This window comes from Hydrogenophaga sp. GW456-12-10-14-TSB4 (assembly GCF_059424305.1).
On the sequence record NZ_JBWKZH010000062.1, the window covers coordinates 1 to 13,109 of the forward strand.

The window sequence follows — 13,109 nt, forward strand, 5'->3', positions numbered from 1 at the left end:
CTTCACAGGCGGTTGATGCTCAGGCGTCAACCGCCCGTCTGGCCGCGCTACACAAGCACGGGAACGCGTCGAAACAGGCCTGAACGATCGACGCCCCATCCCCTTCCGGAGACACCATGAAACTTCGCACCCAGATCCTCTGTCTTGGCCTGGCCGGCGCCGCCCTGGTGTCTGCCGCGGGCGGCATCGGCCTGCTGGGCGAGACCATCAGCCAGATGGACCGCGTCACGCAGCAGAACGCCGCCCTGGTGGAAGAAAGCGCCGCCGCCGCCGACAGCCTCAAACAGCAGGCCCTGCAGCTGGTGCAGGCCGTTGCCGTCTTCAAGCTCGACCGCGAGCCGCGGATGGCCTGACCGGGACCTCAGCAGTCCTGGACCAGCTCCCTCACGCGGAAGATGCGCGACCGGACCGTGCCGATCGGGATGCGGAGCGACTGGGCCGCCTGCTCGTAGGTGAGGCCCTCTTCGATGTAGGCCTCGAACGTCGAGGACAAGGCCTCAGGCATGGCCCGCATCTTCTGATCCACGAGCCGCAGCCGCTGCTGAAGGGCAACGATGTGGAGGACATCGGGGGTGCCGCGTGTGTCGGCGGGCCCGTCCTCCATGTCCACGAACCGCTCACGATGGGCCACCGCCTTGGCCACGTGCTGCCGGCCGACATTCTGCGCGACACCGAAGATCCAGGACTCCAGGCACGAGCGCCCGCCAAAGTTGCGCAACGACTTCAGCACTTCCACGTACACATCCTGGACCAGGTCATCGACCAACTGGGGGTCCCGTTCGAACCGCCGCAGGAAACTTCTGAGCTTGCCGTCCGTTCGCACCACCAGAGCGGCCAGCTGACCGTGCAAGTCCGAAAAGGTGCTTTCCTGTATTCGATTGACTTCCACGGCGTTTCTCCTCAATGGGCGTAGCAACATGCTTCGCCGCAATGTAGAAGTCGCACCCACAGCCTGGGACAGGAAGGAACAGACGTGGAATAGCCATGACCGAGGCGCTTGAACGCCACCCCGAACCGCCGACCCGACCACTCGGTCGAATTTCTTACAAACCGGCTTGGCCGCTCGCAGCCGGGCCCTTCAGCGACCCGCCTCGTCCCCCAGGGTGATCGCGTACACCCGGGCATCCAGCGCCTCCTGGGCGTGAAAGATGCGCTTTCTGGCGATGCCCTCGAACTGCGCACCGAGCTTCTCCGCCACCCGCTGGCTGGCGAGGTTGTCGACCCGAATGACGAGGGCCAGGCGCTGCAATCGCAGCACGCGGAAACAGAAATCGAGCAGCAGGCGCGCAGCCCAGGCCGCGATGCCCTTGCCGCGAAACCGGGGCTCCACCCAATAGCCCAGATCGGCGCAGCGGCAATCCCAGAGAACGTTGGACACGGTCACGCCGCCGATCACCACCCCCTCGTCAGTGAAGATCCCGAAAGAAAAGGTTCGGCCGGCCCGCCAGTCCGATTCCAGCCGCTCGAGCAGCGCGTGGGCCTGCTCAGTGGATCGGACGGCCTCGGGCCATTCTTCCCAATGCAGGATCTCCGACCTGGACCGCTCGATCGCCGCAAACCAGTGCCCGGCATGGATGCGCAAGAGTGGTCGGATGTCCAGGCCGGCCGTCGCTCCTTGCATTGGCGGTGTGCATACCATCTCGCTCTGCGTGTCCCGAGCGCTGTCCATGTCAATCATCCGTGATGGCCCATCCAGAAAGGGCGACGACGTTAGCGCTTGCTCAGGATTTGGTGCACCGGGAGTTACCAAACAACGAACACCAGGCCGTTTCCTGTGGAAAAGGTGAACCAGCTGCAGCGAGCAGGCCCCAACGCTGCCCCCGTGTTTGCCAGGCTAAAACTTCCTCGATCCATACGAACCGGCGCCTGACTCGAAACACTTACTGAACACCTTCTTCTCCAAAACGCGAGGTGATCCGGTGAACTTTCCTGTGATCGATCACAGCCTTTCGGTGCCGGTATCTCTGATCTGTTCAGAAGATGACGAAGAAAAGGCGTTGAACGACGCTCACGCCCTCGCCGATGTCTGCATTGACAAAGGACTGGAGGAAGGCCTGGCCTACCTTCAGGAACAATGGCGTCGAGAAAAGCAGTCTCCACCGGCGGCGGTCAAGACCCTGGTGTCCAGCCCTCTCTACCTGGCGGTGTGGAGTGGGTTGTCAGGCACCAATGGCAGCAGCGCGGCACTGCGGCGTGTCACCCAGCGCCATATGAGGCATGTACACAGACACCTTGACCATGGGATCACCGGAGGACTTCTTGCTCATGCGCACCACCACGTCATGGGCATTGTCGAAAACCCCCCAGCGACAACACTGTCCCCTCAAGTCGAACTGCCCGCCCTTGGACACGCGACTGGATAAACGGGCCAACAGTTTTCCAAGGTTCTCCGGCACGACATGTACCACGGAATGCGCACGACCCTTCAAAGCCTTCAGGTTGTTCGCTTCCAGCTGAGCAAAGTCGAGTGTCGAAAGATCGACCGCGCTCAGCTTTTTGAGGATGCTCTTGGGATGGTCCAGAAAGGCTTGGACGAAATGGAGTTCATGAACCGACCTTTCTTCAAGCTCAATGGGAAACTTGAAGGGCTTCGTGAGCTTCTCCGGGTCTGGGAAGACAAACGGTTTGCACAAGATCAAGATGGGACCTGACACCGAGGAATCGTATTTGTGAAAGGTCCTGAATTTTTCACCCTTATCGATCCAGTACTTATCGCGGCTTTTGCTCCGTTCCAGCAAGACCTGACACACAGCAGCTGGCCATTCCTCGCTGCACGCATCCATGGCCTGACCACTTTCGAGCGCCGCGAGAGTCACCGCCACCGCCTTTTTTTCCTGCTCGACACCGCCGTTTTTCTTGATTCCGCGCAGCGTTCTCTTGACGCACTCAAAAACCTGATTGTTCTGAAGCAAGGCTGACACCGCACCGAAATGCGTATCGACCTTCTCGAAACACAGCTTGGTCGCCAGCCTGGGGTCTTTCGGCTGGATGCCCATCAATGCGGCCTCCCGGTTGTTTTCCACCATGAGTTTGAGTTCCTCATGCGTCACCTCTCCGGTTGGGTTCTTTCTCGGTTCCGGGAGATTGAACTCGCTCAAATTCTTGTGGATGATGGACAGGTGATTCATTTCGATGACTCAATTAGGAAGTTGATGGCGCCTCTCACGCGCTTCGTTCGCGCCCAAACCGGGCACTGAGTGAAAGGGCACACCTAAAAGTTCAACCGATTTCTCAACCGCTCGAAAATGCATCGCGGACAACGAGCCTCGCCAAGGGCCCACTGCGCAACGGAAAGTGGAGAATTTCAGGCGGCCAGCAAGCGCGGCACCGCAGCCACCAGCATGGCCAGCCCGGAGAGGCTGAGCAAGCTCAGCACCAGCTTGCGGAACGCGGCCTCGCTCAGGCCCACGTACAGCCGCGAACCCAGCAGCACGGGCACGAGCAGTGCCACGGCGACCAGGGGCAGCAAGGGCCACATGTCGCGGGTCACGGCACCCGAGACCAGGTACCCGAGCATGGTGAAAGCCAGGGCCGCGAGGTTGAAGTTCTGGATGATGGCGCGCTGCGCGTCCTTCTCCATGCCGCGCAGCGTGCACCAGAGCGTGGGCACCACGCCGGTGAAACCGCCGATGCCGCCCATGAAGCCGCCCGCCAGCCCCACCACGCCGTCGGCCAGGCGCCCGCCGCGCGAGATCTTCGGCAAGTGCGAGGACAGCAGCATCACCGGGCACCAGACCACGAGCACGCCGCCAAGCACCAGGCGGAAGAGATCGGGGTTGAGGTGCGGCAGCACGGCGATGCCCATGGGAATGCCCAGCGCGCCGCCGGCCAGGAAAGGCGCGAGCGCGCGCAACCGCAGCGGGCGCCGGCTGGTGACCGCGGCCACGACCTGACCGGTGAGCGAACCGAACACGGCCATGACGGCGGCCACGCGCGGATCGATGCCCCAGACCCAGAACGACATGGCGACCATGCCGAAGGCAAACCCCGAGAGGCCTTGCACGAAGCCGGCCACGGCGGCGCCCACCACGAGCAAGGCGATCGTCTCGGGTGTCATGCGACCACGCCTTCAGACATCCCGGCAGTAGCCCTCGCCTGCGCGCACCGTCAGGCAGTTCTTCTTTTCGCTGAGCCACTTCATCCCGGTCTCGGCGCCGTTGGTGGCACGCACCGATTCCTTCACACCGTCGCGCTCGAACTCGATGCGGTCGCCCGCCGCGACGCCCGCAAAGGTGCGGGGGCCATCGAGGTTACGGACCGTGACCTCGTATTTTCCGCCGCTGCCCGCGAGCTGGAGGAAGGTGCCCTCGGGTCCGTTCCACTGGCCGACCCAGGCATCGGTGGCCGGCGCAGGCGCAGGCGCAGTCGGGGCGGGACGGTCCTGACAGCCGGTCAGGGCCCCGGCCATCACAGCGGTGAAGACAAGACGCGTGAGGTTCATGGCAGACCTTTCGGATGAGCGCCGGATCAGCGTTCGGCGATGTAGTGCGACATGCGAGCGCTCTCGCCCTCGGCGAGGAAGGCGCGCACCTCGGTCTCGATCGCGCGGTCGGCCACGGTGGCGCGGGCGCGCTGGTGCAGGTAGTCCGCCCAGGAGGTGACGATGAAGCGCTCCACATAGCGCGAAGGCTCACCCAGGTCCTTGTAGACGCGCCAGAAAGTGGCGCCGTCGCGGCGGCGCGGCGCTTTCATCTGGGCGATGGTGTCGAGGAAGGCCTGGTCTGCACCCGGGCGGATGCGGTAACCCACCTCCACGGCAATCGGCCCGGCCTCGGGACTGGGCTCGGCTTCCACGAAGAGTTCGTCCCAGGGCGTGCCCTGGGTCACTTCGTGGTCCGCGCCCACGCGCAGGGGGAAGGGGCGCGCCAGCAGCAGGCCGGCGGCCATGAGCACGCCGGCCGCCGCGAGCGCACTGGTGAGGCCGACGATGTCGGACACCGCGCCCCAGAAGGCCGAGCCGATGGCAAAGGCGCCGAGCGCGGAGACGATGTGCAGCGCCACCGCGCGCGAACGCACCCAGGGCGGTGCGCTCGCCTGGGTGGCGGTGTTGAAGGTGGACATGGTGGCCATCCAGGCCGCGCCGCCGAAGGCCATGGCGACGTACACCACCGCCGGCACGCGCACCCAGGCGGCCACCAGCATCACGGCGGCGAACACCACACAGGCCACGGCCACGATGGTGTCGAGCGCGAAGCGAGCGCGCAGACGACCGATGACCAGCCCCGAGGCCACCGCCCCGGTGCCCAGGCAGCCCATGAGCAGGCCGAAGCCCTCGGCCCCGGTGCCCAGCTGGCGTTGTGCGATCACCGGCAACAGCGCCCAGAGCGCCGCGCCGGCGGCGCTGAAAGCCATCACGCGCACCAGCTGCGCCAGGATCATGCGCGAATGCCAGGCGAAGCGCAGGCCGCTGAGCGTGCCGCCCCACAGGCGCTCGGCCGGGAGGCTGGACGGCGGGTGCGCGCGCGGTGGCCAGCGGCGGATCGACTCCCACATCACCACCGTGGTGAACACCGTGACCACGAAGACCCAGCCCGCGCCCAGGCGCGCGAACAACAGGCCGGCCAGCGTGGGGCCGATGGCGCGGGCGGCGTTGTAAGCGATGCCGATGGCCGTGATGGCCTGCGGCCATTCCGGCCGCGGCACCGGGTCGACCACCGAAGAATTCCACGCTGGCGTGAGCACCGCCGTGCAACAGCCGCAGACGAACACCAGGAACAGCACCGAGGCCGGCCCGCCCCAACCCGCCAGCACCAGCCCGGCCAGCAGCATGCTGGCCCCCACCTGCGCGATCAGGGCGCCCGAAATCAGGCGACGGCGGTCGGTGGTGTCGGCCAGCACCCCGGCGGGCAGCGCCAGCAGGAACATGGGCAGGAACACCGCCGTCTGCACCAGGGCGGCGAGAAAGGAGGAGCCGGTGAGCTCGACCATGAGCCAGGCGGCGGCCATGGTCTGCATGCCACTGCCGATGAAGAACACCGCGCCGCAGATCCAGAGCCCCCGGAAGGCGGGTTGGCGAAGCGGGCTCCAGATGGATGTGGACATGGCCCATTATTCCGCACACCCCCGGGGCCATGCGGGACAGCGCGCGAAGCCTCAGCGCGGCGTGTGGCCGTAAGTGATGGAGAGCACCACGCCCGAGCGCAGGCGCACCGTGGCCCACAGGTTGCCCGGGCCCCGGTCGTACAGCCATTCTTCGGTGAGCTGGCAGGGCAGGATACGGCTGGCGTAGGGCTCGGGCACCGGGTAGTAGTGGGGGTTCTGGTAAAGCGGCGCGCAGTAGGCATCGGTCAGCACGGGCTGGCCGCACTTGGCCACCAGGGAGAGCTTCGACTCCCCCTCGGCGGCAATGCCGCCGGCGCAGCGCAGCGACTCGGCGTGCGCCGGGACCGCACCGCCCGCCAGGGCCGCCAGCAGCACCAGGCCCGGCAGGGTGGCGGGCTGGCGAAAGGCGGCGGCGGACATGGCGGGGGGCTACACGATGCCGTTGCGGATCGCGTAGACGGTGAGTTCGGCGTTGTTCGCCAGGTGCAGCTTTTCCAGCACGCGCGCGCGGTACACGCTGACGGTCTTGGGGCTGAGCATGAGTTCCTCGGCGATTTCCGACAGCTTCTTGCCCGAGGCGATCTTCTGCAGGGTCTGCAGCTCGCGCTCGGACAGGCTGGCGTGCAGTTCCTCGCTTTCGGGCGCGTTGAGCGTGTCCACCAGCATCTGCGCCACGTCGGCGGTCACGTACTTGCGGCCCTGCATCACGGTGCGGATGGCGGCCACCAGCTCGGCTGGCTCACCGGCCTTGTTCAGGTAACCGCGCGCGCCGGCCCGCAGACAGCGGATGGCGTACTGGTCTTCCGGGTACATGGAGACCACCAGGGTCTTGACGGTGGAGCCCTCTTCCTTGAGCGTGCCCAGCACTTCCAGGCCGCCGCGCCCGGGCATGTTCAGGTCGAGCACGAGCACGTCGCACTCGGATTTGCGCATCAGGTCGCGCAGTTCGGGGTAGCTCCCGGCTTCGCCCACCACCTGGATGTCGGTGGCTTCCGAAATGGTGTCGCGGATGCCGCGCCGCACCATGGCGTGGTCGTCACACAAAATCACCTTGATCATGGGGCTCCTCATCGGCCTGCGCCGCATTGTCCGGGTTGCTGGAAGTCTGCAAGGGTATCGACAGGATGACCGACGTGCCCCGGGGGGACGAGCTCACGTCGAGCCAGCCACCCACCTTGGCCGCGCGTTCGCGCAGGCCCAGCAGGCCGAAGGACTTGGCCTTGCGCAGGGCCTGCGCATCCAGGCCTTTGCCGTTGTCGGTCACTTCGAGCGTGAGCACGCCTTCGCGGTCGCTCAGGTCAATGTCCACGGTGCTGGCCTCGGCGTGCTTCTGCACGTTGGTCATGGCCTCCTGCGCGGTGCGGTAGGCCACCAGCTGGAGCTCGCGCGGCACATCCAGCGTCTCGGACGAGCGCCGCACCACCACCCGCAGGCCGGTGCGCCGCTCGAAGCCCGACCCCAGCCAGAGCACGGCGGCGACCAGGCCCTGGTCCAGGATGGGCGGGCGCAGGTTCATCATGATGCGCTGGCTCGCGCCCAGGGCGTGCTGCAGCATTTCCATGGCCGACCCGAGGTGGCGCTGGACATCGCCGGGCTCCACGTGCCGGCCGACCCAGGCCAGGTCGAGCTTGACCGCGGCCAGGGAGCCGCCGATGTCGTCGTGGATTTCGCGCGCGATGTCGGCGCGCTCCTGTTCGATGCTGGTCTGCAAATGCTCGGCCAGCTCGGCCAGCCGGCGGCGCGACTCGGCCAGTTCGGCGTCGGCGGCGGCCTTGGCGCGGCGGGTCTCGCTGATCTCGATGGCGCGTTCAATCACATGCGACAGGCGGTGCATGCTGTCCTTGAGCAGGTAGTCGCTCACCCCCCGGTGCATGACGTCGACCGCCGCCGTTTCACCAATGGCACCGGAAAGGATGACGAACGGGATGTCCAGCTTCATCGCGCGCACCTCGTCCCAGGCGTCCATGCCGGTGAAGCCGGGCAGGTGGTAGTCGGCCAGCACGATGTCGTAGTGGGCGCTCTGCAGCTCGCGGCGGAAATCCTCCACCGTGTCCACCAGCACCACCTCACTGGCGAGCTGGCTGCGCTGCAGTGCGAACTTCACAAGGGCGTGATCCACCCGCGAATCCTCCAGGTGGAGGATGCGGACAAAACGCTTGTCCGGGGTGGGAGACGGTCCGCTCATGCTGCTGCTTTCGGGGGGAGGAAGGCCTCTTTGCGTCCAGGGCCGGGCCGGCAACGCAGAAATTGACGCTGAATTCGGCCCGTTATCTGTCGATATAGGGTCGGACAGTTGTTGAAAATTGTAATACCCACCCTGAAGCCGAGCGCCCACTCACCCACCATGGAACTACCGACGATGCAGCAGACCCCGCCGTCTGTCTCCCTGCCCGTGAATCTGGTGGCCGATCTCCAGGATTCGCTGCTCATGGCCATGACGGACCTGCAGCGGCTCGAAGGCCTGCTCGACCACGCCACCAGCAACCTGCTGGAGCGTTTCGGCTCGGCCAACCAGGCCCTGGGCCACCTCAGCGCCGATCGCGGCGAGGAACTCGGACCGATCCGCCAGAGCCTGCACCAGGCCGTGACCGAACTGCAGTTCCACGACATGGCCACCCAGCTGATCGTGCACACCGGCAAGGTGCTGCAGAGCTGCGCCTGGCGCCTGGCCGACCAGACCATGGAGCCCGAGGAGGGCGAGGTCCCGATGGAGCTGGACCCGATGCCCGAACGCCCCAGCCCGGTGACCCAAAGCGAGATGGACGCCGGGTCCATCGACTTGTTCTGAGCACAGGCCGATTCAAGCCTTTGCCCCAATTGCCGATATTTGATTCCAAACGGAGTAAGCCATGCGATCGATTCTTGCCGTAGACGACTCGGCTTCCATGAGAAAAATGGTGTCTTTCACCCTCACTGGGGCGGGCTACCACGTGGTCGAGGCTGTCGACGGACAGGACGCCTGGGAAAAAGCCCAGACGCACAGCATCGACCTCGTGCTGACCGACCAGAACATGCCCAACCTGGACGGGCTGGGCCTCACGCGCAAGCTGCGCGAGCACCCCAAGTTCAAAACCGTGCCCATCCTGATCCTGACCACCGAGTCCAGCGACCAGATGAAGCAGCTCGGCCGTGCGGCCGGCGCCACCGGATGGCTGGTCAAGCCATTCGATCCGGGCCGCCTGCTCGAAGTGATCCAGAAAGTCATCCGTTAGTCATGGAAAACACCCCCGCAGCGCTTCGCGCTACCCCCTCAAGGGGGCGGCACCACAGGCCCGGCAAAGCCGGTTCCTCGGTGCCTCTCGAAAAGACACGCCACGCCTCCACCGCACGCAAGGAGTTTCACCATGGGTGAAATGATGAACGAAGGCCAGAGCCTCGGTAACGACATCGACCTGAGCCAGTTCTATTCGATCTTTTTTGAAGAAGCTGGCGAGAACCTGGACCAGATGGAGCAGATGCTGCTCGCGCTCGACCTGGAGAAGGCCGACGACGAGGAGCTCAACGCCATCTTCCGTTGCGCGCACTCCATCAAGGGCGGTGCCGCTACCTTCGGCTTTGCCGACGTGGCCGAGCTCACGCACCAGATGGAATCGCTGCTGGACAAGCTGCGCCGGCACGAGCTGACGCCCACCGCCGCCATGGTGGACGTGCTGCTGGAATCCTCCGACGCGCTGCGCGGCCTGCTGGGCGCCCACCAGGGCCGCGGCGGCGAACCGCCCGCCACGGCCGCCCTGGTCGCGCGCATCAGCGTGCTGGCCCACGGCGAAGACGCCGAAGCCGAAGAAGCCCCGGCCCCTGCGCCGGTGATCGTGGCCGCGCCAGCCCCCGTGGCCGCGCCAGCCCCCGTGGCCGCCCCGGCACCCGCCCGCAAGGCCGCCAAGGTCGAGCGCGAGCTGGAGATCCACGTCGGCCCGCTGGAGAACCCGGCCTCGGCCGACGGCATCGCCGAGCTGTTCCGCGACATTCCCGGCCTGGGCACGATCGAAGCCCTGCCCTGCGACCTGAGCACCCGGCGCGTCTGGCGCGCCCGCACCTCGGCCAGCGACAGCGACCTGATGGACCTGTTCACCTTCCACGTGGGCAAGGACGACATCCGCATCCTGGAGCAGGCCCCGGCCCAGGCCCCGGTGCCCCACATCGTCCTCGGCGACGACGGCGAGCCCATGGGCTCCGGCCACCCGAATCCGACCACCGAAGGCCGCGATTACGGCTTCTTCGAGGGCGCCCCCGGCGTGCCGGCGCGCGCCGCCGCTGAAGGCACTGCCAAAGCCGCCCCCAAGGCCGAAACCCGCGCCGCCGCCGGTGCCGGCCTCGAATCGAGCACGCTGCGCGTCTCGGTGAGCAAGGTCGACCAACTCATCAACCTGGTGGGCGAGCTCGTCATCACCCAGGCCATGCTCGCGCAGAAGAGCCGCGAGCTCGACGACAAGGACAACCAGCCCCTGCTGGCCGGCCTGGCCGACCTGGACCGCAACACGCGCGACCTGCAGGAAGCGGTGATGTCGATCCGCATGATCCCCATGTCCGTGGTGTTCAACCGCTTCCCCCGCATGCTGCGCGACCTCGCCACCAAGCTGGGCAAGAAGGTCGAGCTGGTCACGCAGGGCGAATCGACCGAACTCGACAAGGGCCTGGTGGAGAAGATCACCGACCCGCTGACCCACCTGATCCGCAACAGCTGCGACCACGGCATCGAGATGCCCGAAGAGCGCCGCGCCAAGGGCAAGAGCGAGAACGGCACGATCACGCTGTCGGCCACCCACGAAGGCGGCTCGATCCTGATCGAGGTGCGCGACGACGGCAAAGGCCTGTCGCGCGAAAAACTGTTGCGCAAGGCGCGCGAAAAGGGCATCGACGCGCCCGACTCGCTCACCGACAGCGAAGTCTGGAACCTGATCTTCGCGCCCGGCTTCTCGACCGCCGAGGAAGTGACCGACGTGTCCGGCCGCGGCGTCGGCATGGACGTGGTCAAGAAAAACATCGCCGCGCTCAACGGCACGGTGGAGATCGATTCGGCCGAGGGCTTCGGCATGCGCGTCTCGGTGCGCCTGCCTCTCACGCTGGCCATCATGGACGGCATGTCGGTGCGCGTGAGCGACGAGGTGTACATCCTGCCGCTGTCCAACGTGATCGAGTCCTTCCAGATCAAGCCCACCGACATCGACACCATGGCGCAGGGCGCCCGGGTGGTGAAGGTGCGCGACGAGTACATGCCCGTGGTCGAGCTGGAGCAGGTCTTCCAGGTACCTCGCTTCGAGTTCAACGGCAGCAGCCCCATCATGGTGGTGGTGGAAGCCGAAGGCTCGCGCGTGGCGCTGATGGTCGATGAACTGCTGGGCCAGCAACAGGTGGTGATCAAGAACCTGGAGTCCAACTACCGCAAGGTGCCCAACGTCTCGGGCGCCACGATCCTGGGCGACGGCAAGGTCGCGCTGATCCTGGACACCTCGGGCCTGGTGCGCCGCTCGCGCCACTGAACATGTCAAACACCCCCGCCGCGCTTCGCGCGACCCCCTCGAGGGGGCAACACCAGCGGCCCGGCGGAGCCGGTTCCGCGGTGTTTCTGGAAAAAGGGTCTGCTCCACGGGCGGCACCCGAAGACGGCCCCTTGACCGAAGGCCGCGAATTCGTCTGGTCCAACGACGATTTCACGCGCATCAAGGCGCTGATCTACAAGAAGGCCGGCATCAGCCTGCACGACGGCAAGCACGCCATGGTCTACAGCCGCGTCTCGCGCCGCCTGCGCGAAACCGGCCACGACAGCTTCAAGACCTACCTCGACTGGCTGGAGAAACACGACGGCGCCGAGTGGCAGGAGTTCATCAACGCCCTGACCACCAACCTCACCGCGTTCTTCCGCGAGTCGCACCACTTCGGCATCCTGAACGACCTGCTCGCGGCCAAGCGCACGCAGGCCTGGCGCATCTGGTGCTCGGCCGCGTCCACCGGCGAAGAGCCCTACTCCATCGCCATGACGGCCACCGAAGCGCTGGGCGCCTCGGGCAGCTTCCAGATCGTCAACAGCGACATCGACACCAAGGTGCTGGCCACCGCCCAGCGCGGCATCTACAAGGCCGACGGCGTCAAGGGCCTGAGCCCCGAACGCCTGCAGCGCTTCTTCATGCGCGGCAAAGCCGGCAACGCCGGCCTGATGCGCGTCAAGCCCGAGCTGCAGAAACACATGGAGTTTCTCAGCGTCAACCTGATCGAGAACCTGCCGTTCCGCGACCCCTTCGATGTGGTGTTCTGCCGCAACGTGATGATCTATTTCGACGCGGCCACGCAGCGCGCCGTGCTCGAGCGCATCCACCGCGTGATGAAGCCGGGTGGCATGCTGTTCGTCGGCCATGCGGAGAACTTCAGCGACGCCCGCAACCTCTTTGTCCTGCGCGGAAAGACCGTGTATGAGCGCATTTGACGCCGTCGCCACGCGCCCCCCGGCGGGCACTTCCCGCCTGAACGCCCTGCGGGCGCGCTCGCCCAAGCCGGGCGAGGCCAGCTTCTTCTACCAGGACCACCACTTCAAGCACGACGCCGTGAAGGTGCTGCCCGGCGAGTACTACGTGACCGCCGATGACCTGGTGGTCATGACCGTGCTCGGCTCCTGCATCGCCGCCTGCATCTGGGACCCGCGTGTGCGCGTGGGCGGCATGAACCACTTCATGCTGCCCGACGGCGGCAACGACTCCAGCGGGCGCTACGGCTCCTACGCGATGGAACTGCTGATCAACGAAATGATCAAGCTCGGCGCCCGGCGCGAGAGCATGCAGGCCAAGGTGTTCGGTGGCGGCCAGGTGATGCACACCTTCACCACCATGAACGTGGGCGAGCGCAACACCGCCTTCGTGCTCGACTACCTGCAGACCGAGCGCATCGCCGTGGTCTCCAAGGACGTGCTCGACATCTACCCGCGCAAGGTCTGCTACTTCCCAGCCACCGGCAAGGCCATGGTCAAGCGCCTGGCGCACTCGCACCCTGAAACGATCGAGACCCAGGAACGCAAAGGCAGCGCGGCCGTGGTGGCCAAGGCCACCGCCGGCGGCTCCGTGGACCTCTTCTAGGGAGAA

The 13,109-nt window shown here is 66.0% G+C and carries 15 protein-coding genes; 6 read left to right on the forward strand and 9 right to left on the reverse strand.

The genetic code is table 11. From position 1 onward, the window contains the following. Positions 1 to 116 precede the first annotated feature (116 nt). Positions 117 to 353: a hypothetical protein gene (locus AC07ZS_RS23560; protein WP_494800958.1), complete on the forward strand. Its 237-nt coding sequence runs from the start codon at positions 117 to 119 to the stop codon at positions 351 to 353. Between the two features lie 8 nt (positions 354 to 361). Here the strand turns inward: AC07ZS_RS23560 and AC07ZS_RS23565 are convergent, their stop codons facing one another. The 9 genes from AC07ZS_RS23565 to AC07ZS_RS23605 all read right to left on the reverse strand — a co-directional run bounded on the left by AC07ZS_RS23565 (position 362) and on the right by AC07ZS_RS23605 (position 8,227). Further along, a complete protein-coding gene (locus AC07ZS_RS23565) occupies positions 362 to 889 on the reverse strand; it encodes an RNA polymerase sigma factor (protein ID WP_494800959.1) in 528 nt (175 codons plus the stop codon). A gap of 189 nt (positions 890 to 1,078) precedes the next feature. Continuing rightward, complete coding sequence (locus tag AC07ZS_RS23570; protein WP_494800960.1) at positions 1,079 to 1,669, reverse strand: GNAT family N-acetyltransferase; 591 nt, start codon at positions 1,667 to 1,669, stop codon at positions 1,079 to 1,081. Between the two features lie 490 nt (positions 1,670 to 2,159). After that, positions 2,160 to 3,128, reverse strand: a complete 969-nt coding sequence (locus tag AC07ZS_RS23575; RefSeq protein ID WP_494800961.1) for a hypothetical protein — start codon at positions 3,126 to 3,128, stop codon at positions 2,160 to 2,162. 176 nt (positions 3,129 to 3,304) lie between these two features. Continuing rightward, positions 3,305 to 4,057 (reverse strand): sulfite exporter TauE/SafE family protein, encoded by a 753-nt coding sequence (locus AC07ZS_RS23580; protein ID WP_494800962.1) that lies wholly within the window; start codon positions 4,055 to 4,057, stop codon positions 3,305 to 3,307. Positions 4,058 to 4,069: 12 nt separating this feature from the next. Continuing rightward, positions 4,070 to 4,441, reverse strand: a complete 372-nt coding sequence (locus AC07ZS_RS23585) for a hypothetical protein (protein WP_494800963.1) — start codon at positions 4,439 to 4,441, stop codon at positions 4,070 to 4,072. A 26-nt stretch (positions 4,442 to 4,467) separates the two neighbouring features. Then, positions 4,468 to 6,042 (reverse strand): MFS transporter, encoded by a 1,575-nt coding sequence (locus AC07ZS_RS23590; RefSeq protein WP_494800964.1) that lies wholly within the window; start codon positions 6,040 to 6,042, stop codon positions 4,468 to 4,470. A 51-nt stretch (positions 6,043 to 6,093) separates the two neighbouring features. Next, a complete protein-coding gene (locus tag AC07ZS_RS23595) occupies positions 6,094 to 6,462 on the reverse strand; it encodes a DUF2845 domain-containing protein (RefSeq protein ID WP_494800965.1) in 369 nt (122 codons plus the stop codon). Between the two features lie 9 nt (positions 6,463 to 6,471). Beyond that, positions 6,472 to 7,101, reverse strand: coding sequence for a response regulator (locus tag AC07ZS_RS23600; RefSeq protein ID WP_494800966.1), 630 nt, complete (start codon positions 7,099 to 7,101; stop codon positions 6,472 to 6,474). Then, positions 7,079 to 8,227, reverse strand: a complete 1,149-nt coding sequence (locus tag AC07ZS_RS23605; protein WP_494800967.1) for a hybrid sensor histidine kinase/response regulator — start codon at positions 8,225 to 8,227, stop codon at positions 7,079 to 7,081. The genes AC07ZS_RS23600 and AC07ZS_RS23605 overlap by 23 nt, the downstream gene beginning before the upstream one ends. A 159-nt stretch (positions 8,228 to 8,386) precedes the next feature. Between AC07ZS_RS23605 and AC07ZS_RS23610 the strand changes: the two genes are divergently transcribed. The 5 genes from AC07ZS_RS23610 (at position 8,387) to cheD (ending at position 13,103) form a co-directional block, all read left to right on the forward strand. Next, positions 8,387 to 8,830: a hypothetical protein gene (locus AC07ZS_RS23610; protein ID WP_494800968.1), complete on the forward strand. Its 444-nt coding sequence runs from the start codon at positions 8,387 to 8,389 to the stop codon at positions 8,828 to 8,830. Positions 8,831 to 8,891: 61 nt separating this feature from the next. Then, positions 8,892 to 9,254 (forward strand): response regulator, encoded by a 363-nt coding sequence (locus AC07ZS_RS23615; protein ID WP_494800969.1) that lies wholly within the window; start codon positions 8,892 to 8,894, stop codon positions 9,252 to 9,254. A gap of 132 nt (positions 9,255 to 9,386) precedes the next feature. Beyond that, complete coding sequence (locus AC07ZS_RS23620) at positions 9,387 to 11,519, forward strand: chemotaxis protein CheA (protein WP_494800970.1); 2,133 nt, start codon at positions 9,387 to 9,389, stop codon at positions 11,517 to 11,519. 2 nt (positions 11,520 to 11,521) lie between these two features. After that, positions 11,522 to 12,460: a CheR family methyltransferase gene (locus tag AC07ZS_RS23625; RefSeq protein ID WP_494800971.1), complete on the forward strand. Its 939-nt coding sequence runs from the start codon at positions 11,522 to 11,524 to the stop codon at positions 12,458 to 12,460. Next, on the forward strand, positions 12,447 to 13,103 hold the full coding sequence (cheD, locus tag AC07ZS_RS23630; protein ID WP_494800972.1) for a chemoreceptor glutamine deamidase CheD: 657 nt from the start codon (positions 12,447 to 12,449) through the stop codon (positions 13,101 to 13,103). Before AC07ZS_RS23625 ends, cheD begins: the two co-directional genes overlap by 14 nt. Positions 13,104 to 13,109: the final 6 nt, after the last annotated feature.

What these genes read in the sequence shown, in the direction of transcription:
- AC07ZS_RS23605 (WP_494800967.1), bottom strand. Translation starts at nt 8,227, where the DNA reads ATGAGCGGACCGTCTCCCACCCCGGACAAGCGTTTTGTCCGCATCCTC.
- AC07ZS_RS23580 (WP_494800962.1), bottom strand. Translation starts at nt 4,057, where the DNA reads ATGACACCCGAGACGATCGCCTTGCTCGTGGTGGGCGCCGCCGTGGCC.
- AC07ZS_RS23625 (WP_494800971.1), top strand. Translation starts at nt 11,522, where the DNA reads ATGTCAAACACCCCCGCCGCGCTTCGCGCGACCCCCTCGAGGGGGCAA.
- AC07ZS_RS23600 (WP_494800966.1), bottom strand. Translation starts at nt 7,101, where the DNA reads ATGATCAAGGTGATTTTGTGTGACGACCACGCCATGGTGCGGCGCGGC.
- AC07ZS_RS23570 (WP_494800960.1), bottom strand. Translation starts at nt 1,669, where the DNA reads ATGGACAGCGCTCGGGACACGCAGAGCGAGATGGTATGCACACCGCCA.
- AC07ZS_RS23585 (WP_494800963.1), bottom strand. Translation starts at nt 4,441, where the DNA reads ATGAACCTCACGCGTCTTGTCTTCACCGCTGTGATGGCCGGGGCCCTG.
- AC07ZS_RS23595 (WP_494800965.1), bottom strand. Translation starts at nt 6,462, where the DNA reads ATGTCCGCCGCCGCCTTTCGCCAGCCCGCCACCCTGCCGGGCCTGGTG.
- AC07ZS_RS23615 (WP_494800969.1), top strand. Translation starts at nt 8,892, where the DNA reads ATGCGATCGATTCTTGCCGTAGACGACTCGGCTTCCATGAGAAAAATG.
- AC07ZS_RS23620 (WP_494800970.1), top strand. Translation starts at nt 9,387, where the DNA reads ATGGGTGAAATGATGAACGAAGGCCAGAGCCTCGGTAACGACATCGAC.
- AC07ZS_RS23560 (WP_494800958.1), top strand. Translation starts at nt 117, where the DNA reads ATGAAACTTCGCACCCAGATCCTCTGTCTTGGCCTGGCCGGCGCCGCC.
- AC07ZS_RS23590 (WP_494800964.1), bottom strand. Translation starts at nt 6,042, where the DNA reads ATGTCCACATCCATCTGGAGCCCGCTTCGCCAACCCGCCTTCCGGGGG.
- AC07ZS_RS23575 (WP_494800961.1), bottom strand. Translation starts at nt 3,128, where the DNA reads ATGAATCACCTGTCCATCATCCACAAGAATTTGAGCGAGTTCAATCTC.
- AC07ZS_RS23610 (WP_494800968.1), top strand. Translation starts at nt 8,387, where the DNA reads ATGGAACTACCGACGATGCAGCAGACCCCGCCGTCTGTCTCCCTGCCC.
- cheD (WP_494800972.1), top strand. Translation starts at nt 12,447, where the DNA reads ATGAGCGCATTTGACGCCGTCGCCACGCGCCCCCCGGCGGGCACTTCC.